The sequence below is a fragment of the Candidatus Binataceae bacterium genome (assembly GCA_035500095.1).
Lineage (GTDB): Bacteria > Desulfobacterota > Binatia > Binatales > Binataceae > JAKAVN01.
On record DATJXN010000129.1, the window covers coordinates 83,504 to 103,410 of the forward strand.

The following is a 19,907-nucleotide window of genomic DNA, read 5'->3' on the forward strand; positions in this document are numbered from 1 at the left end:
GAAAGGATTCGGTCTGAAAAAATGGGAAAAAATACTTTCGGCGCGCGGCGCGCGCTTAACGTCGGCGGTCGCAAGTACACGATCTTCAGCCTCGCGGCGCTGGAGAGGCGCGGTTTTGCGCTTGCGCGCCTGCCGTATTCGATCAAGGTGATGCTCGAGAACGTGCTCCGCCGCGAAGACGGCGTGGTGGTGACGGCCGACCAGGTCGAGGCAGTCGGCAAGTGGCAGCCGCAGCCGGGCGAACGCGAGTTCTCCTTCATGCCGGCGCGCGTGCTGCTGCAGGATTTCACCGGCGTGCCCGTGGTTGCGGACATGGCCGCGATGCGCGACGCGATCAAGCGTCTCGGCGGAGATCCCTCGCGAATCAACCCGATCCAGCCCGCCGATCTGGTGATCGACCATTCCGTGCAGGTCGACAGCTTTGGCACTTCGAGATCGTTCGCGATCAACGCCGAGATGGAGTCCGAGCGCAACCGCGAACGCTACCTTTTTCTGCGCTGGGGCCAGGGCGCGTTCAACAGCTTCCGCGTGGTGCCGCCCGACACCGGAATCGTGCATCAGGTCAATCTCGAGTATCTCGCGCCGGTGGTTTTCACCTCGGCCGACGGCCAGGTCTATTCGGACACGCTGCTCGGCACCGATTCGCACACCACGATGGTTAACGGTCTCGGGGTGGTCGGATGGGGCGTCGGCGGAATCGAGGCCGAGGCGGCGATGCTCGGGCAGTCGATCCCGATGCTCATTCCGGAGGTGATCGGTTTCAGGTTTACCGGCGCGATGCGTGCGGGCGCGACGGCGACCGACCTGGTGCTCACGGTCACGCAGATGCTGCGCAAGCGCGGCGTGGTCAACAAGTTCGTCGAGTACTTCGGCGGCGGACTGGGGAGCCTGAGCGTCGCCGACCGTGCAACGCTCGGCAACATGTCGCCCGAGTATGGCGCGACGATCGGCTTTTTCCCGGTTGACGATCAGACGCTCGATTACCTGCGCCTTTCGGGGCGCGCAGAATCGCAGGTGCGGTTGATCGAGGCCTACTGCAAGGAGCAGGGGCTGTTCCGCACCGCGGACTCGCCGGATCCGACTTTTACCGACACGCTGGAGCTCGACCTGGGCACGGTCGAGCCGAGCATCGCCGGGCCGCGCCGCCCGCAGGACCGGGTGCGGCTGCGCGCGGCGAAGGGCGAATTCCGCCGCGAGCTCGCCAAGGAAGTCGGCAATCACAGCGGCGTCGATCCGACCGTCGTCGCGCGCTGGATAAACGAGGGTGGCGCGCCCGCAGTGGCGCCGCATCAGGCGATACCGCCCACGGAGCTCGGGCCGCTCGCGCATCGCGTCGCCGTGACGGGCGAGGGCGGCGAACGCTTCGATCTCACGCAGGGCGCGGTGGTAATCGCCGCGATCACGAGCTGCACCAACACTTCGAATCCGTCGGTGATGCTGGGTGCGGGGCTGCTCGCGAAAAAGGCGGTCGAGCGCGGACTCGGCGTCAAGCCGTGGGTCAAGACCAGCCTCGCGCCGGGATCGAAGGTGGTTACCGACTATTTGAAGCGCGCCGGGCTTCTCGCATATTTGGAGCGCCTGCGCTTCAACCTGGTCGGCTATGGCTGCACGACCTGTATCGGCAACAGCGGCCCGATGCCCGAGGCGATCGCGGCCGCGGTCAAGCAGGGCGACCTGGTCGCCTGCGCGGTACTGAGCGGCAACCGCAACTTCGAGGGCCGCATCAACCCGGTCGTGCGCTTCAACTATCTCGCCTCGCCGCCGCTGGTGGTCGCCTACGCGATCGCGGGTACGATGGATTTCGATCCCAACCGGGATTCGCTCGGCAACGACCCCGAGGGCAATCCGGTTTACCTGCGCGACATCTGGCCCTCGACCAGCGAGCTTGCCGCGGCGGTTGCCGGTTCGATCGACTCCGCGATGTTTCGCAAGGAGTACGGGCAGGTGTTCGACGGCGACGAGCGCTGGCGCGGGCTCAAGGTGCCCGAGGGCAACCTGTTCCGCTGGGAGAAGGATTCGCTTTACGTCAAGGCGCCTCCGTTCTTCGACGGCATCGGCGCGACGCCTGCGCCCGTCTCCGACATCAAGGATGCGCGGGTACTCGCGATGCTCGCCGACAGCGTGACGACCGATCATATCTCGCCCGCCGGCTCGATCGGGGCCGACACGCCGGCCGGTAAGTACCTGGTCGCCAATGGATGCCAGCCGCGCGATTTCAACTCTTACGGCGCGCGCCGCGGCAATCATGAGGTCATGGTGCGCGGGACATTTGCCAACATCCGCCTGCGCAACGAACTGGTGCCCGGGCTCGAAGGCGGCTTCACCGTCCATCTGCCCGACGGCGAGCGCACGACGATCTTCGAAGCCTCCGAGCGCTACCGCGCCGACGGCGTCCCGCTAATCGTAATCGCGGGCAAGGAGTACGGCTCCGGAAGCTCGCGCGACTGGGCCGCCAAGGGCACGCTGCTGCTCGGCGTGCGCGCGGTCATCGCGGAAAGCTTCGAGCGGATCCATCGCAGCAACCTGGTCGGGATGGGCGTGCTGCCGCTGGAATTTACCGGCGGAGAGACGCGCCAGAGCCTGGAGCTCAGCGGACGCGAGAGCTATTCGATCGAAGGGCTGGCGGCGGGCGTTACGCGGCGGCAGAGGCTCAAAGTCCGCGTCAGCGACGGCGGCCGCACGCGCGAGTTCGAGGTCTTGGCGCGGATCGACACGCCCGAAGAGGTCGAGTACGTCCGCCACGGCGGCATCCTGCCGTACGTGCTGCGGGAACTGCTGCATGCGTGAGCGGAACTCGGGCAGGACTCTCGCGTGCGCATGAGGCCGCGCGTGAAGAGTCCCGGGCGAGCATCCGGCCCGGGCGCGCCGCTCATTCATAGCGGAGAGCGTCGATCGGATTGAGCAGCGAGGCCTGACGCGCGGGATAGTAGCCGAAAAATATTCCGACCGCGGCGGAGAAGACGAAGCTGCCGATGATCGCCGCCGGCGAGAGCAGCGTCGGCCATCCGGCGAACGCCGAAATCGCCTGCGACGCTCCGACCCCGGCCAGGATTCCGCCCGCCCCGCCGACCATCCCGAGCAGGATCGCCTCGACCAGGAACTGGAGCAGGATGTGCACGCGGCGCGCGCCGATCGCCATCCGGATGCCGATTTCACGCGTGCGCTCGGTCACCGACACCAGCAGGATGTTCATAATCCCGATACCGCCGACCAGCAGCGAAATCGAGGCCACGGTGGCGAGCAGCAGCGCCATGATCCGGCTGCTGCCTTCGGCAGCCTCGACCACCGCGCTCAGGTTGTGCACGTCGAAATCGTTGTCCTTGCCGGGCTGGATATGATGGCGGGTGTGCAGCGTCTCGGAAATCTGGTCGATCGCCTCCGGAATGAGCGCCTGGCTTTTGACCTCGACGAAGATCAGATGCACCACCCCCGCAAGTTTTGGCGGGCTGCCGAACGGACTCATCTGGTTCGCGTCGGAACTGTAAATAGAACTCGCGGTCGGCACCGCTGCATAGGGATTCACCACGGTAGGCGTTGCCGCGCCCGAAGGGACGGCCGGCGGCGCGGCGACGCCGAGGACCTTGCGCTCGGCCGTGCTGAACGGAATCAACACCACGTCATCCTGGTCCTGGCCCCATCCTGACTGGCCCTTGCCTTCGAGCACGCCGATCACCTGCATGTCGACGCCCTTGACCCGCACGATCGCGCCGACGGGGTCGCTGTGCTCGCCAAAAAGGTTGCGCACCACGGTCTGTCCCAGCAGGCACACGCGGGCGCCCGTGCGTTCGTCGTCTTCCTCGAGCGGCCGCCCCTCGGCCACCGTCCAGTTGCGGATCGGCAGATAGCTCGGCGTCACGCCCTGGATATTGGTGCTCCAGTTCTGATGGTTGTACTCGACCTGGGCAATCTGCCGGTCGAGATAGCTGATGCGGGCGACCGGCCAATCATCCTTGATGAGCGCCTCGGCGTCGCCCACGGTCAGCGTCGAGACGCTGCCGCCGCCGGCGCGGACGCCGTTGGAGGTGGTGGTGCCGGGCGTCACGATCAGCAGATTGCTTCCGAGGCTTGCGATCTGCGTCTCGACCGCCTCGTTGGCGCCTTGGCCAACCGCGACCATCGCAATCAGCGCGGCGACGCCAATGAAGATTCCGAGCATGGTGAGCGCGGAGCGCAGCTTGTTGCGCGCGAGCGCCCGGGCGGCGGCCCTGAGCGCCATCAGCACGAAGGTAAGCGGCGCGGCGTCAGACTCCGGGACAGCGCGATGGGCGAGCGGCGCGGACTTCTCCGCTTCGGCCATCAAAGCGGGCGCCGCGGCTTCGGCCGGGGCCGCCGGCGCCGCCTGCTGCGGCGTCTGCCGATGGTCTGAGATGATGAGCCCGTCGCGCAACATCACGACGCGGGCCGCAAATGCGGCAAGCTCGGCGTCGTGCGTCACCAGCACGATGGTCAGGCCCTGGCGGTTGAGCTTTTGCAGCGTCGCCATGATTTCGAGCGAGGTCCGCGAGTCGAGGTTTCCGGTCGGCTCGTCGGCCATCAGAATCGCCGGGTTGTTGATGAGCGCGCGCGCGATCGCGACGCGCTGCTGCTGGCCGCCGGAGAGCTGATTGGGATGGCTCTGCTCGCGCCCGGCAAGGCCCAGCAGCGCAAGGACCTCGCGGGCGCGCATCGCGCCGTGCGCCGGGTCGCCCGAGTAAAAGAGCGGCAGCTCGACGTTCTCGAGCGCGCTCGTGCGCGAAAGCAGATTGAAGCTCTGGAAGACGAAGCCGATCCGCCGGCTGCGGATGCGTGCGAGATCCGGTTCGCTGAGCGAGGCGACGTCCACGCCTTCGAGCAGGTAGCGTCCGGAAGTCGGCCGGTCGAGGCATCCGATGATGTTCATCAGGGTGGACTTGCCCGAGCCCGACGCGCCCATGACCGCCACGAATTCGCCGCGCTCGATCTCCAGGCTGATGCCGCAGAGCGCACGCACCTCGAGGTCGCCGAGCTGGTAGGTTCGATGAAGATCCGAAACGCTTATGACGACGTCAGCCATCGGTGTCGCGAGCAGGGACGGGCGAGTTTCAGCCGAAGAGACCGCACGGACTAGAAATGATGCATCCCTCCGCCCATCTGCGGCCGTGCCAGCCGCGGCTTTTTGCTATCGCCGGCGCCCGCCATCTCGTCGATGACCACCCGATCGCCGGGTTTGAGATCGCCGCTTAGGATTTCGACCGAAGTGCCGTCGTCGATGCCTCTGGCAACGCGGATTTGCCGAATCGTCTTACCGTTGAGGATCCAGAGCTCTGCTTTATGATCATCGTGACGATGCTCCTCTCTCGCGCCTTTGCCGGAGCCGCCGTTAGGCGAAAAGCGGAGAGCCTGCAGCGGCACTATGAGCACGTTTTGCTCCTCGGCCGTGATGATCTTCGCGTTGGCGGTCATCCCGGGCTTCAGCAAAAGTTCGGGGTTGGCGACGCCCAGCACGACGTCGTAAGTGACAACGTTTTGCACGGTCACCGGCGCCTGGCGCACCTGCGTGACAGTCGCGGGAAACGGATGATGGGGAAAGGCGTCAACCGTGAACTCGGCGCTCTGGCCGAGGCGTACCGGGCCGACGTCGGACTCACTGACGCTCGCGTCAACCTGCATCCGGGTAAGATCCTGCGCGATCAGGAAGAGCGTCGGGGTCTGAAAACTTGCGGCGACGGTCTGGCCGACGTCGACGTTGCGGGAAACCACCGTGCCGTCCACCGGCGAGATGATATCGGTATAGCCCAGGTTGACCTGGGCGGCGTGGAGTGAGGCTTCCTGCTGGCGGATACTGGCGCGATCGAGCTCGACCTGCGCCGCAGCCTGCTCGGCGGCGCTGCGGGCGCTATCGAGAGCGTCCTGCGTTACCACGTTATCCTTCATCAGCGCCTGGTTGCGCTCGTAGGTCAGTTGCTCGTACCTGAGGTTCGCCTGATCCTTCTTCAACTGCGCCCGTGCGTTGGCCAGACTGGCGCTCGCCTGCTCGACCGTGACCTGGTAGGGCCGTGGGTCGATCTTGGCGCAAACCTGCCCTTTTTTTACCTCGGTATTGAAGTCGCAGTAGATCTTTACGATGGGGCCCGATACGTAGGTGCCGACCTGCACGGTCACCACCGGGTTGACCGTGCCGGTTGCGGTGACCGCGCGCACCAAGTCACCGCGCTCGACATCAGCGGTGACGTAGCTGGCCGGTGCGGGAGCGTGCTTGAGCCATAAGAGGACGATCACGACGGCGACAATTGCCGCGATCCAACTCCAGCGCCGCAGTAGCCTCCTCAAGCTATTTTCGCTTCCGACCCTTAGACAATCAGCCCAGATTGTGCGCGCCCGCCGCCCACTTTGACAAGGCACCGCGTCGATGGCCCGTTCCCGACCGAGCCATCAACGCGGCGCGCTTGATTCTATCCGGGAAGGTACTCGCGTCTGCTACTCCGCCTGCGGCGACGGAGCAGGTCCGTCAGAGACGTCGGTGCCGCTCTGCGCGCCGAAAGCCTGCTGGAAAATCGCATGGCGCTGTTGCTCGAGCTGCTGCATCTGGCCGAGCAGCGCCGTGGACTTGGAGGTGTTGGGGGCGCTCTTGAACACGCCCTCCCAGACCTTGTACTTCTCGACCGTCAGCGCCTGTTGCGCAGCGGCGAAGGCCGAAATCTGGCTGTCGCAGGCGCCGCCGGAAGCCAGGCAGGTGAGGAGCGCCTGATGCGTGGTCTTCACGTTCTGGAAATCAGTCTTCAGGTTCGTATCGCCCTTGAAGGCCGCATGCATCGCTGAGTGGTCAATACCGGCCGCCTTCGCCAGCATAAACAGATGCGCGTCGCCGCGATGACCCCCGAATCCCTGCGCGAGCGCCGCGCTGCAGGCGATCGCGAGCATCGCGCCGATCGCCACCGCCACCCGTGAAAGCTTTGTCTTTCCAACCATTTTACCTTTACCTCGCTGTTGATGCCCGTGATCCGGGCTGCCGTCACATAAGACGAAGCCGCGCGTTTGGGGTTACAACAACCGCGCCGAGTCGCACCGGGGAGGGCCTGCTTGTTCGCCAGGATCAAAGTTTCGTGATCGCTGGTTGACGCTCTCCGGTCCATCGATATTCGTAAAAGCCGCCCTGGCGGACGCCCCCGACGAGCTTGGGTCTGAAGCAAACGATACAGGTGCCGCCCCGGTCGCGGACGCTCGGGTAGATGATTCCGTTGGAGGCCTGGTCAAGTAGCCGGCGGCCAAGCCGCTGCGAGGCCTTGTAGCTGTCGGGGTTCAAGTATCTCGAGAAGCGGCTGGCGCGAACGTCATCAAAGGTGGCGTCGAAATCCGCAAGATAAGCTGCCATCTGGACGAAGGTATCGAACCAGCCGCCGATCTCGTGCAGTTCGCGCGTGCGGTTATGGATAGCCTCCGCGTGCGCGGTTCGGAGCGCGAACGCCGCATACCAGGCGCCGCGGCTTGGGTCATTGAAACGCCCGCCGGCGGGGTGAGGATGGCAAAACGCCGCCATCACGACCGTGGCCAGCGGCCGTCCCGTGAGCCATTCGTCGCCTGGAATGGTATGCAGGACGCCCAGCTCGTTACTGATTCTGTCGTTGGTCCACGCCTCTAGCTCGAAAACCGCTTCGAGGTCCTCGGCCGACGCGACGGCGTCGAAGATTCCTACCGAAGGATAGCGGCTGGGGATCAGGCGGAAGGTCGCGCGCCTTGTGACATGGGCGAGCGGCGGCTTCAGTTCCACGCGCCGCGCCGGCCGTCGAGCAAACGCCGAACCCGGTAAAGACCGTCGATACCGCCATCGATCATCAACTCGACCGGCGGCCTGCCGCCTAACAGCGGGCTTGCGTTGCGAAGCTTGACCCATTGATCCGCAAGTTCCGCCTGGGGATAGAGGATGTGGAGTGCTTTATAGATTCCGAGGACCAGCGAAATCCTGCTCAGCATGTCGAAGGAGAGTGTGCCGATCTGGCCAGCTTTGTACTTGTGATAGGTGGAAGCGGCCGGCCATCCAAGCAGTCCGCGCTGCTGATTGACGCCGAGATTCCACGCCAGGCAGACGTTGAGAAAGCTGCGCATCGCGGGCGCGGAGAGCCGGCGGCGCACCTCCGGGTCACGGCGCTCGGGCGTCGCATCATCCAGACGTTCGCTCAGTCTTTCGGGCGCGCTCATTGGGTCGCTCTGCTTATGGATACTATAGTCCATATGTGGAGATAGCGCCAATCGGCGCAATTTCGTTAAAGAAACGCTTGTCTCGTTCCGATTGAGAGAAAGAACTGGCGTTAGTTATCGTCTGGGCGCGAGAGAGTCCCTCACTTATGAGATACTTACCGCAGTGCCGGTTTTGCTTGCGACGTAACAGGTCAACAGGCGCAGCACGTCCGGCGTGACCTGGCTAATCGCCCCCGGCTGAAAGCCGACGCTTTGCGGCCCGCGCACCCGCATCATTCCGAGCATCGAGAGCCGAAGCGCCCCGGCGACGCCCTGGTAGTAGCGCAGGCGGGCCAGATTCATCGGGGCAAAGGCCTGGTAGAGCGCGAGATACAGGGCCTTGAAGACGCGGCGCAGGTTGTTCCCAGCCGCGTTGTCGCGCATCCAGCGCGGATGTTCCATCGCGCTGGTCGAGAGGATCACCGCGGTGGTGGCCGCGTCGAAGTGTCGATCGCCGATCGCGGCGTTGGCCCAATCAACTATTCCAGTTACGCGAAAGCCCTTAACCAGGACGTTTTGGGGATGGTAGTCTAGGTGGAGCAGCGACGGCGGAGCCTCGCTGAACTTCTCCGCGTCGCGCCGCAGACGCGCGAGCGCCGGAGCCAATCCCGGCAGCGGGCCCTGTTCGACGCGCACCGCGATGATGTCGAGAGTGCGCTCCAGCAGGCGTGCCGCCGCGCCCTCTCGCTCGGCCGCCGGGGTTTGCAGTGCGTCGAACGTGGCGGGCTGAATGGGCATCCGATGGAGCCGCGCCTGCGCCTGCACGAAACCGAGGAAACCCGCCGAGAAGGTCTTGAAGGCCTGCGGGAAAGAGCGAACCGCAAACAGCGGTCCGCCGCCCAGCCGTTCCATGACGAGGAAAGGTGCGCCAATCGCAGTGCCACCAGCCTCGAACAGATGGGGCTGCGGCACCGGGTACCCGACGGCCGCGAGGTGGCTGATGATGCGGTACTCCAGCGCGCCCTTGTTCGCGGCCTCGATGCTGGCATAGATGCGCAGGACGAGCGGTGCGCGAGGTTCGACGCCGGGCAGCATCGCGCTCCGCTCGCGGAGACTGAACTCGTAGAGCGTCGTTTCCCATCCGCTCGCCAGTACGCGCAAGTCCTCTACGGCCGTGTCAAAATAGACGCAGAGCGCAGCCGAGAGCGTTTCGGGCTCGGTGGGGACTTGGGCAAGGGCGTCGGGCACGGCGAGGCGAGCCTAGTATGCGTGTCGTGCGCCGCGCAATTGGCGACCTGCGGGACCGCGATCAGCGTTAACCGCGCCGGCTCCGGCGCTACTTCGGCGGCGCTCCGGCTTCCGGCGGCGGACCCGGATTTGCCGGTGGGCTTGCGGGAGCGGAGTTCGATTGTAAGCCGGACGGCGTCTGCTGCGAAGGAGCGAAAAAGTGGTAGTTCTGCGTTCCTTCGTCGGGCGTCTTCCGCAACGTCTCGGGAATTACGCCGCGCGCGCCCAGGTCGTGCTGGAGTGTCGACGTGAGGAGCGGTCCGCGGGTGTCGGAGATGTCGATTGTAACCTCGACCGAAAGACCCATCCTGAGCGGCTTGTCGAGCGGCTCCGGGGCGTTGAGCACGATCTTGACCGGTACGCGCTGGACGACCTTGACCCAGTTGCCGGTGGCGTTTTCCGGCGGCAGCAGCGCGAAGGCCGAACCGGTGCCGATGCTGATCGAATCGACGTGGGCCTGATAGATGTAGCCGGGATAGATGTCGGCTTCGACCTCGACCGGCTGGCCGACGCGGACGTCGGTCAGCTGGGTCTCCTTATAGTTGGCGGTGATGTAGAGGCCGCGGATCGGAACCAGCGCCATCAGTGGCTGTCCGGCTTCGATGCGATGGCCGATATGGACGCTCTTGCGGGTCACGATTCCGTCGAATGGGGCCCTGATCATCGTGTAGCTGAGGTTGAGCCGCGCAGCCTGCAGCGCTGCGCTGGCCTGCTGAACCACCGGCCGTTGGTAGCGGGTGTGATCCTCGCCGTTGGTCCCGAGGGCCGCCTCGGCCTGCATCAGTTGATGGTTGGCCAGCCCCTGGGTAGCCATCGCGACGCGCAGTGCCGTCGTCGCCTGGTCGTAGTACTCGGCCGATACCACGCCTTGAGCCTTGAGCTGTTTTGCCCGGTCGTAGTCGATGCGCGCCTGCCGGAGTTGCGATTCGGCGAGCTTCAGGCCCGATTGCGCGGCCTCGACCTGGGCATAAAGCTGGTCGACAGTCTGACGGGCGCGCTCGAGTTGGGCCTCGGCGCCGTTGACCTGAACCTGGTAGTCGCTCGGATCAAGCTCGACCAGCGTGTCGCCGGCCTTGACGCGCCAGTTGTCGGAGACGAAGACCTTGGTAACCGTGCCGGAGATTCGCGACGAAATAAGGCCGATGGTGCCGTCGACGTAGGCGTCGTCGGTGGAGACGTGCGAACTGAAATAGCGGTAATACCTGAGAGCCGGGAAGATGGCAGCCAATAAAAGGATCGCCACTGCGGCGAGCAGGATCCGACGGAACCAGATCGATTTCATTTTGCGGTCGCGATTCGCCCCGAGTCGTCGAAAACGCCGGGCAGTTCAACACCGGCAGCAGAGGGCCCAACCCTCATATTTAACCCATAGATCACAATCGAAAAAAACGGCTTGGCAAATTTAGCCTGTCCGTCCCACGCCGTCCACTATGGCGTGAGCGGACCGGCGCGCAGCGCCGCCTGGCCGCGGTCGCCGCGCGCTAGGGGAATTTGATGAGCAGTCGGGGACCTCCGCTCGCTTGCACTGCGACCACGCCGTTGGACTGGATATCGGCGATGATGGTTCCGGCGGTGTCGACCGAATTGATGATCGCGTCAACGCGGGCGTCGGGATGCTCGAACAGAAACAGCGTCGGGGCGCGCGCTTCGAACACGAAGCTCAGCGACAGATCCTCGACCAATCCGGTGAGCAGCCCGCTGGCCGGTCCCTTCATGAAGATCCGGATATCGGGATTCGCGTGCGGTGCGACTCCGGTCAGGCCGCCGAAGGTCTGCACTACTGTGGTACCGAACGGATCGTTGGTCGAGGCCTCGGCCACCAGCGTGACTCCGTTGAACAGTTGCGTGGTCATCAGCGCGGAATTATTGGTGAGTTTGGTGACCGTCATCTGCGTGCCGGGCGCGTTGTTGACGATCACCACCGCTTCGGGCACCACGCCGCGAAAGCTCCACGACTGCGAACTGTCGGTGACCAGCGCCTGGAACGGCGTGCCCGGCGTGCCGAGCACCCACAGACTGTTCTCCGCCGGGACCTGAGAGGTATTGCCGGGTGCGGTCGGATTCGCCGTGCCGAACGCGCCGCCGCATGCGGCGCAAGCGAAAGTCAGCATCGCGAGCGCCAGGTGCCGCAGCGCTGACGACCACTTCAGTTTCAAATTCCCTTTCATCGCTGATCTCTCGGCGGAGCTACGGAACCGTCACGCCGGTCTGGTTGGTGCAGACCAGGCAGTTCCCGCTGCCCGTGCCGCAGATGCTGTTGCAGGGCTGCCCGACCTGTATCGGCGGCGTCATCGTTATCGGAGTCGGCGAGGCGACCGGCGTGGGCATCGCGGCCGGCGGAACCGCTTCGAAGCGCTGCAACTGGTAGGGGCCGGTATCGACCGGCGCGCAGAACGAAAACTCCCCCTTGACGTTGCTGCCGCGGGGGCCGATACCCGTCGACATCAGCTGCACGCCGTCCTTGGAGAGCACGATCGAGGTGCCGTCGTCGAAGACGGCCGTCGAGCCCATGATCGACCCATGCCCGGCGCACTGCATCGAGAGCGTCGGACGGGTCGCGGCCGTGCCGCATCGCGACGCCGGCGCAAAGCCGGACAGCACCGCGACCGTGTGGCCGGTCGCTTTCTCTGGCAATCCGTTGAAATAGTCGCTGACTGTCGCGTACATGTCGAGCGAGGCGACGTTGGCTGCGTCCGGCACGAACATCGTGAACGGCGCGGCGCTGGATCCGACCGGCACGCTGGTCAGAGTGACGTTCTCGATGTGATGCGTGCCGTGGTCCTCGGCGGTCACCAGCACGTTGAGCGCGCGCGGGCTAGGGACTGGCGGACTTATCGTCACCAGGCCCTCGACCGTCGATCGTCCGAGCGCGAAATTACACGAGCCTCCCGTTCCCAAGGAACAGCTGGCGCCGCCGTTGATCGTCATGCTCGAAGCGACGGTGTCGTAGCCGGCATCGGTGACGAGCATTGTGTAATTGCCTTTCGGTACCCGGTCGAAGCTTTGTGTCACGAGATTGCTGGACGACATCGGGTAAGTTCCGGTGTCGTCCGTATTGGCGCTTGCCAGCACTACGCAGTCCGAAGGCGTCGGCAGCTGGGTACAATCGGCGCCGCTGCCTGGCGCCGGCGCGAGAATCTCGAGCGTCGCCCCCTGCAGGGCCATCCCCGAGCAAGTGTCGGTCACTTTGCCGGCCAACGAGATTTGACCGGCACCCGACGAGTTGAGTTGTACCGTCTGTATTTTGCCTCGCCGCACCAGGACATTGTGCGCGAAGGCGTACGCGGAGCTCGAACCGGAGGCGACCAGGTCATACAGCGTACCGTCAGGACTCGCGGGCAATGGCAACTGATATTGGCCGCCGCCCAGAGTCGCAATTTCGACCACCTGGCCGGTGCTGGCCAACTCGGCCGCGACTTGGGTCGCCCCGAAGGCAGAGCCGGTTACCTCGCCTAGCGTGTTGACCACGTTTGGCAGCACCGTGCTCGTCACCGAGATGCTCGGCGAGAACGTATATAGCCCGCCGCTGAAGTTCGGCCGCCCGGCAAAAGGTTGAACGCCCGAAGTCACCGGGTTGATGGTGATGACCAGGGTGGTGAGCCCGCCGAGCGGCACGCTGACCCCGGTCACGCTCGTGGTAGTCAGGAACGCCGATGGATCGACCAGCGCGATCTGCGACGCGATACATCCTTCGAGCTGGCTGGAAGCCTCTTCGAGGCAGATCGGAACGACCGTGCCAGCATTGCTGCCGTCGAGCTCCAGCTCAATCGCGTGGTAGGTGTTGGCCGGCACCAGCTGGCTGTTCAACAGCTGGGGCACCGTCTGGATCTGGTTCATATCGACCTGCAGCTCGCTGGGTCCGGTGCCGGCGGAGCCGGGATTGGGGCCGGTGGTGTTGAGGTTGAACAACACGGCGAGCTGGGTGAATACGTCCACCATGGAGCCGGTGTTTAGCCCGACTCCTTGTGCCACTGGGACCGTGACCCAGTTGGGATCGGTCTGGTCCTGGAAGATGCTGGGATCGGTGCTCGGATTGAGCCTGACCGCCAGCACGTTGAACGCGAGGCTCTGGAAAGCCGGCGTGTACGGCAATTGGGTCGCTGGTGGAGAGCCGGTAAGAGCGATGACGACGGTGCCGCCGTTCGTAGTCTGCTGGGCCCTTCCGGTTTCGACCGGGACCAGCGCTACGGAAAAAAGCACCAACACCGGTGCGAGCAGGGCAATCGCTGCCCGCCAGGACGTAAGCTGTTTCACTCGCAAAGCCTGCTACGAAGATTTCGGTTCCCGCTTGGGATAACCTAACCTGTAGGCGAAGGCAAGCAACCATTCGCGCGCCGCAACGTAAACCGGGGCGTGGGACTTGACTGCATGGCCGGCGCACAAAGAGAATTCCGGGAGAATTTCTGCTGACATGAAGCGTATCCCGCAAGCCGTGATCGCAGCCGCGCTGGTCCTTGCCGCGCTCGTCGCCTTCCAGTTGTGCACGGTGGCGAACGCGCTCGCCTCGATGCAGGTCGTGGTCGGCAATCCGGGCTTGCAGCACTTCGACTCCGACGGCGGCGTCGAACTCGATTTCGGTCTGACCGATCAGGACGGGCAGCCGGTGGGCAATCTGCGCCCCGATGACGTGCAGGTCTTCGAAGACGGCAAGCCGGCGAAGATTCTTGATTTTCGGGGCGTGGGACAGGGCCGTCCGGTAGACATCGTGTTCGTAATGGACGTGACCGAGTCGATGCAGCCGTATATCGACGCGGTCAAGCAGAACATTGTGAATTTCGCCCACGACCTCGCCGCCAACAATCGCGACTATCGCCTGGGCCTGGTCACGTTCGAGGACTACGTGGTGTCGAAATATGCGGACTGCAATTGTTCTTATCAGAAAACCATGACCTCGGACGTCAACCAGTTCATCAGCTGGGTCGGCACGCTGCACGCCTCGGGCGGCGGCGATATTCCCGAAGATCAGCTCGACGCGCTCGCCTACGCCGCGAGCTTTCCATTTCGCCCGCAGGCCCAGGGCATCATCATCATAGTCACTGACGCCCCGCCGCATCATAAGGGCGACGGCTCCGCCTACACCCAGCACGACCAGGCCTTCTGGGATCACCATCAGAAGGGCCAGGACGTGACCGATCTCACCGGGAGCGACGTTGCCGCGATGATGAAGCGCAATGGGCTTACCCTCTACGCGGTGGTGCCGCCGCCGTTCATCGCGCCCGAGTACGCCGAAATAGTCGAGGCCACGCACGGCCGCTCCTACAACATCGTTACCGAGGAGGGGCGCTTTGCCTCGCTGGTGCGCGAGATCGGACATTCGATCGCGACCGAATACTCGCTGACCTATCGCACGCCGCGTCCGATCGAGGACGGCACCGATCGCAGGGTCGAACTCAAGATCAACTACAACGGTCAGACCGGCTCCGCCGAGACCTCCTATCAGGTGCATGGCGTCGGCGGCGCGACCATCAACGTCCCCGAAGGGGGCGCGGAGGCCGATACCAACATGGGGGGCACCGGACTCCGGCAGTTGTCCTTCAACTGGTGGAACCTGGCGGTGCCGCTGATCGCGATTATGGGGTTGTTCGGGCTGTCGCGGGTGCGCTTTGGGGTATCGGCTGAGGAACTCAAGGCGATCGTTGAGGCGCAGAGCCAGACCGCGCCGCCGCCTCCGCCGCGCGCTGCCGCGCGTCCTGCGGTGACCGCGGCGCCCGCGCCCGTCGCGCGCACCGTGTCGTCGGCGCCACCGCCCTCGTCGGGTCCGATGGCGGCGAACGAGGCGCGGCTTAGCCTCCTCGAAGCGATCGATCCGGTGCCGGCCGAGTACAGTCTCTTCAAGGACGAGGTCTCGCTCGGCCGCGGCGAAGACAACGACGTGGTGATACCGCATGCGAGCGTCTCGCGCGCCCACGCCCGGCTGATGCGCCGTAACGGAGTTTTCGAGCTGACCGATCTCAACTCGACCAACGGCACCTACGTCAATGAGCAGCAGGTGCGTGGCTCGACGCGCGTAACCAGCGGCAACCAGGTGCGCCTGGGCGACGTGCGTTTCGTGTTGCGCTACTGAACGCGCAAGTCACGCTTAACTCCAGGCGGCGGCGTCTGAAAGTCGGCTTCGGCGGCGGAGCCCTCGAAGCGGCGCGCCCGCCGCGGGCCGCGTTGAGCGATTCCCTTCGTTTAGTGTACGCTTGGCGTTCTAACCCTCAGGAGGTCTGTTTTCGTGCAGCAGTGTCGCCGATGAAGAAACTTAGCGGAGCGCAAATCATCATCGAAAGCCTGGTCGCCGAAGGGGTTGACGTAATCTTCGGCTATCCGGGCGGCGCGATTCTGCCCACCTATGACGCCCTGCTCGATTCAAAGATCAAGCACGTGCTCGTGCGTCATGAGCAGGGCGCCGCGCACATGGCCGAAGGCTACGCGCGCGTCAGCGGAAGGCCCGGTGTCGTGATGGTTACCTCCGGACCGGGCGCGACCAACACGGTCACCGGCATCGCCGACGCCAATATGGATTCGACCCCGATGATCGTCATTTCGGGGCAGGTGCCGACCACGATGATTGGCAACGACGCGTTCCAGGAGGCTGATTTCGTCGGCATCACGCGCCCCTGCACCAAGCACAATTACCTGATCAAGGACGTGCGCGATGTCGCGCGCATCGTCAAAGAGGCTTTCTATATTTCGAGCACAGGCCGGCCCGGGCCGGTGGTGATCGACGTTCCCAAGGACGTGCAGGTGGCCGAGCACGCCTTCAAGTATCCCGAGCGGGTCGAGTTGCGCGGCTACAAGCCGACGCTCAAGGGCAATCCGCGCCAGATTGAGCGCGCGGTCGAAGCCCTGGAGAAGAGCGAAAAGCCGCTCTTCTATGTCGGCGGCGGGGTGCAATGGTCCGGCGCGGCGCCCGAGCTTACGCAGCTTGCGCGCGGGATGGGCATCCCGGTCACTGAGACCCTGATGGGCCTCGGCTCAGTGCCGTCCTCCGATCCGCTGTGTCTGGGGATGCTCGGGATGCACGGTTCGTACGGCACCAACACGGCGGTGTGCAACACGGATTGTCTGGTGGCGATCGGCGCGCGCTTCGACGACCGCGTCACCGGGCGCATCGCGGATTTCGCTCCGCACGCCAAGACCATCATTCACATCGACATCGATCCGTCGTCGATATCCAAGAACGTCAAGGTTGACATCCCGATCGTCGGCGACATCAAGTCGGTGCTCGCCGACATGCTGACGGTGGTTAAGGGGCGCGAATCGATCGCGAAGCGCCGCGCGGTCTGGACCAAATGGCATCAGCAGATTCTCCAGTGGAAGCGCGAGAAGCCGCTCTACCAGAACGGCAACGGCCCGCGAGCGGGCGACGCGGTTTCGCCAGTTCATGTGCTTGAGGAGATGCACGGTCTGACCAAAGGCGATTGCATCGTCGCGACCGACGTCGGCCAGCATCAGATGTGGGTCGCGCAGCTTTTCCCGTTCGAGAAGCCGCGCTCGTTTCTGACGTCGGGCGGGCTCGGCACTATGGGTTACGGCCTGCCGGCCGGCATCGGCGCCAAGTTCGCCGCGCCCGAGCGCAAGGTCGTGGTGGTCTCGGGCGACGGCTCGATCCAGATGAATATCCAGGAACTCGGCACTGCTGTTCAGTACAACGTGGACGTCAAGGTCATCATCCTGAACAACTATTTCCTCGGGATGGTGCGGCAGTGGCAGGAGAAGTTCTACCAGGAGCGCTACTCGTACTCGGCGATGTCGGTGCCGAACTTCGTCAAACTGGCCGAGGCATACGGCGCGCGCGGCTTCCGGATCGAAAAGCAGAACGAGCTTGCGCCCACGATGAAGGAGGCCTTCGCCACGCCCGGGCCGGTGCTGATCGACGTCGTGATCCCCAAGGAAGAGGCGGTGATGCCGATGATCCCGCCAGGCGGCGCGATGTCCGAGATGCTGTTCGCCTGAGCGTCGGATTCAGCCCAGAGGAGAAGCCTGCGATGGCCCGATTGCCCTACCTCAAGCGCGAGGACCTGGATGCCGAGGGGCACGCGGTTTTCGACGAACACGAGCGCGACCGCGGCGCGCCGCCGATGCACATCCATCGCACGATCGCCCATGCGCCCAATCTGCTGCGGCGCTTCTCCGCGATGGCGCTCGAGCTGCGCAACTGCACCGAGCTCGATCCGCGGCTGCGCGAACTCGCCCTGATGACGGTCGGGCGTATCGCCGGCGCCGAGTACGAATTCGTCCATCACTGGAATATCGCGCTGGGCGTGGGCGTGCGCCGCGAGCAACTCGAGCAGCTTGCGGACTTCGAGCGATCGTCGGTCTTCAGCGAACACGAGCGCGCGGTGATGCGCTATGCGGCCGAGGTTACCAGCAAGATCAAGGTGAGCGACCAGACCTTCGACGCGCTCCGTTCCTTTCTCGACAATCGCCGGATCATGGAGCTTGCGATGAGCGTCGCGTTCTACAACGCGGTGGTGCGAATCATCGTGCCTTTGGGCGTCGAGCTCGAAGCCGGCGCGCACAAGAACTGAACCGTCGCTCCCGTTCGCATGCCACCGCGCTGACAGGCAAACATCGTTCGCTCGCGAATTGACACTGCCGCGCGCCCAAGCGCATCGAACGATGCCGACCCGCCAAACGCTTGCTTGATAAGCCCAGCTTTTCTTGATCCGTGCTCGGATTAATGCGAAGCATGAATGGTACCCGACTCTATTCCAATGCGGAGATCTGCTGATGCCAGAATTCGACATTGTCATTAAGGACGGAATGATCGTCGATGGAACCCGCGCACCGCGCATCCGCGGCGACATCGGGATCAAGAACGGACGCATCGCCAGGATCGGGCGTATCGCGGCCGGCGAAGCCAAACAGGTCATCGACGCGCGCGGCCTTATCGTGGCCCCGGGCTTCATCGACCTCCACACTCACTATGATGCGCAGCTGTTCTGGGATCCGTGGCTCACGATCTCCGGATGGCACGGTGTGACCTCGGTGGTTATCGGAAACTGCGGCTTCGGTTTCGCGCCGGTCAAGCCGGGCGACGAAGAGCGCGCGATGCTGACGATGACGCGCACCGAGGCAATTCCGCTCGCCGCGATGAAGGCCGCCATGCCATGGGACTGGCACACCTATCCCGAATTTCTCGATCGCATCGAGCGCCTGCCCAAGGGCGTCAACGTGCTGCCCTACGTGCCGGTGAATCCGCTGATGGGCTATGTGATGGGGATCGAGCAATCCAAGACCGGCCGCATGCCGACCGACGATGAGCATCGCATGATGGCCCATCTGCTGAACGAAGCGATGGACGCGGGCGCCTATGGATGGTCGGCGCAGCGCCTGAAGCCCGACGGGCCGTCGGCCGTGCAGCGCGACTGGGACGGCTCGCCGATGAACACCGACGTGATGCACGACGAGACGTGCAAGGTTTTCGCCAAGGTGCTCGGCGATCGCGGCGAGGGCTTCCAGGAAATGACGCTCGCGAGCTGGAACCCCAAGGAAGACGCGCGCCACTACGAGGACCTGGCGAAAATCAGCGGCCGTCCGATCATGTTCGAGGCGGTGCAATCGCAGGACCGCTTCCCGCATCGCCATCGCAACATGATTCGATGGCTCGACCGGTGCCGCCAGAACGGCATCCCGGTTTACGGCCAGGGCATCACCACCGAGGCCGGCTTGACCTTTACCTTCGAGGATTGGAACCTGTTCGACGACTCGGATTCGTGGCGCGAGGTCACGACCGGCACGCTCGAAGAGCGCAAGCAGAAGCTCGCCGATCCATCGCGCCGCCACGGGTTGAAGACCAACCTGCCTCGCGAAGGACTCATCACGAGTTTTTTCGATCAAATCGTCATCACGCAGGTGATCGACGAAAAGCTGCGCCATCTCGAAGGCATGACGCTGCGCAAGGCGGGCGAGCGCGACGGCAAGGATCCGGTCGACGTGATGTGCGACCTGGCGGTGGCGGACAACCTCAAGACCGAGTTTTTCGCCCCGGCCATCAATCGCGACCCCGCGCTGATGAAGGAGATCATCGACTATCCTTACATCACGTTCGGCGTTTCCGACGGCGGCGCGCACACCAAATTCCTGACCGCGGGCCGCTATCCGACCGAAGGTATAGCGACCTTCGTGCGCGAGCGCGGATGGCTGACGCTGGAGGAGATCCACTGGCGCCTCAGCGCGCTGCCGGCGTTCTGCGCGGGCTTCAAGGACCGCGGTTTCCTGCGCGAGGGCGCGCCGGCCGACATCGTGATCTACGATTTCGAAAAGCTAGGCGTAGGGCCGGTCGAGATCGTCCACGACCTGCCGGGCAACGAATGGCGCCGAGTGCAGCGGGCCGAAGGTTATCGCCATATACTGGTCAACGGCGCGATAACCTTCACCGAGAGCGAATGCACCGGAGCTACGCCGGGCAAGCTGCTGCGTCACGGCGTGGCCGCGTAAGGCGACACAACCATAAGCGACAGGCAACGGCCGCCGGCGCGATTACGTGCCGGCGGCCG

General features: G+C 64.4%; 14 protein-coding genes. 5 read left to right on the forward strand and 9 right to left on the reverse strand.

What is annotated here, in order from left to right; translation table 11 throughout:
- The first annotated feature begins 21 nt into the window (after positions 1 to 21).
- A complete protein-coding gene (gene acnA / locus VMI09_13845) occupies positions 22 to 2,787 on the forward strand; it encodes an aconitate hydratase AcnA (protein HTQ25772.1) in 2,766 nt (921 codons plus the stop codon).
- 82 nt (positions 2,788 to 2,869) lie between these two features.
- On the opposite strand, the gene VMI09_13850 is transcribed toward acnA, so the two are convergent.
- The 9 genes from VMI09_13850 to VMI09_13890 all read right to left on the reverse strand — a co-directional run bounded on the left by VMI09_13850 (position 2,870) and on the right by VMI09_13890 (position 13,674).
- Positions 2,870 to 5,032, reverse strand: coding sequence for an ABC transporter permease (locus tag VMI09_13850; protein HTQ25773.1), 2,163 nt, complete (start codon positions 5,030 to 5,032; stop codon positions 2,870 to 2,872).
- 50 nt (positions 5,033 to 5,082) lie between these two features.
- Positions 5,083 to 6,288: an efflux RND transporter periplasmic adaptor subunit gene (locus tag VMI09_13855; GenBank protein ID HTQ25774.1), complete on the reverse strand. Its 1,206-nt coding sequence runs from the start codon at positions 6,286 to 6,288 to the stop codon at positions 5,083 to 5,085.
- A 147-nt stretch (positions 6,289 to 6,435) separates the two neighbouring features.
- Complete coding sequence (locus VMI09_13860; GenBank protein ID HTQ25775.1) at positions 6,436 to 6,900, reverse strand: hypothetical protein; 465 nt, start codon at positions 6,898 to 6,900, stop codon at positions 6,436 to 6,438.
- Between the two features lie 151 nt (positions 6,901 to 7,051).
- Positions 7,052 to 7,726 (reverse strand): RES family NAD+ phosphorylase, encoded by a 675-nt coding sequence (locus tag VMI09_13865; protein ID HTQ25776.1) that lies wholly within the window; start codon positions 7,724 to 7,726, stop codon positions 7,052 to 7,054.
- Positions 7,717 to 8,154 carry an MbcA/ParS/Xre antitoxin family protein gene (locus VMI09_13870; protein HTQ25777.1) on the reverse strand — a complete coding sequence of 146 codons (438 nt, stop codon included), beginning with the start codon at positions 8,152 to 8,154 and terminating at the stop codon, positions 7,717 to 7,719. Before VMI09_13870 ends, VMI09_13865 begins: the two co-directional genes overlap by 10 nt.
- 144 nt (positions 8,155 to 8,298) lie before the next feature.
- The gene (locus tag VMI09_13875; GenBank protein ID HTQ25778.1) at positions 8,299 to 9,381 is read right to left on the reverse strand and encodes a phosphotransferase; all 1,083 of its coding nucleotides are present in this window, start codon (positions 9,379 to 9,381) and stop codon (positions 8,299 to 8,301) included.
- A gap of 88 nt (positions 9,382 to 9,469) precedes the next feature.
- On the reverse strand, positions 9,470 to 10,702 hold the full coding sequence (locus tag VMI09_13880) for an HlyD family secretion protein (GenBank protein HTQ25779.1): 1,233 nt from the start codon (positions 10,700 to 10,702) through the stop codon (positions 9,470 to 9,472).
- A 199-nt stretch (positions 10,703 to 10,901) separates the two neighbouring features.
- Entirely contained in the window at positions 10,902 to 11,588 is a 687-nt protein-coding gene (locus VMI09_13885) for a hypothetical protein (protein HTQ25780.1), read from the reverse strand.
- Between the two features lie 19 nt (positions 11,589 to 11,607).
- Positions 11,608 to 13,674: a hypothetical protein gene (locus VMI09_13890; GenBank protein ID HTQ25781.1), complete on the reverse strand. Its 2,067-nt coding sequence runs from the start codon at positions 13,672 to 13,674 to the stop codon at positions 11,608 to 11,610.
- A gap of 157 nt (positions 13,675 to 13,831) precedes the next feature.
- Between VMI09_13890 and VMI09_13895 the strand changes: the two genes are divergently transcribed.
- From VMI09_13895 to VMI09_13910, 4 genes are all read left to right on the forward strand, one after another.
- Positions 13,832 to 15,484, forward strand: coding sequence for an FHA domain-containing protein (locus VMI09_13895; protein ID HTQ25782.1), 1,653 nt, complete (start codon positions 13,832 to 13,834; stop codon positions 15,482 to 15,484).
- Positions 15,485 to 15,654: 170 nt separating this feature from the next.
- Positions 15,655 to 17,361: a biosynthetic-type acetolactate synthase large subunit gene (gene ilvB / locus VMI09_13900; GenBank protein ID HTQ25783.1), complete on the forward strand. Its 1,707-nt coding sequence runs from the start codon at positions 15,655 to 15,657 to the stop codon at positions 17,359 to 17,361.
- Positions 17,362 to 17,393: 32 nt separating this feature from the next.
- On the forward strand, positions 17,394 to 17,936 hold the full coding sequence (locus tag VMI09_13905) for a carboxymuconolactone decarboxylase family protein (GenBank protein HTQ25784.1): 543 nt from the start codon (positions 17,394 to 17,396) through the stop codon (positions 17,934 to 17,936).
- 202 nt (positions 17,937 to 18,138) lie between these two features.
- Positions 18,139 to 19,848 (forward strand): amidohydrolase family protein, encoded by a 1,710-nt coding sequence (locus tag VMI09_13910; protein ID HTQ25785.1) that lies wholly within the window; start codon positions 18,139 to 18,141, stop codon positions 19,846 to 19,848.
- Positions 19,849 to 19,907 lie beyond the last annotated feature (59 nt).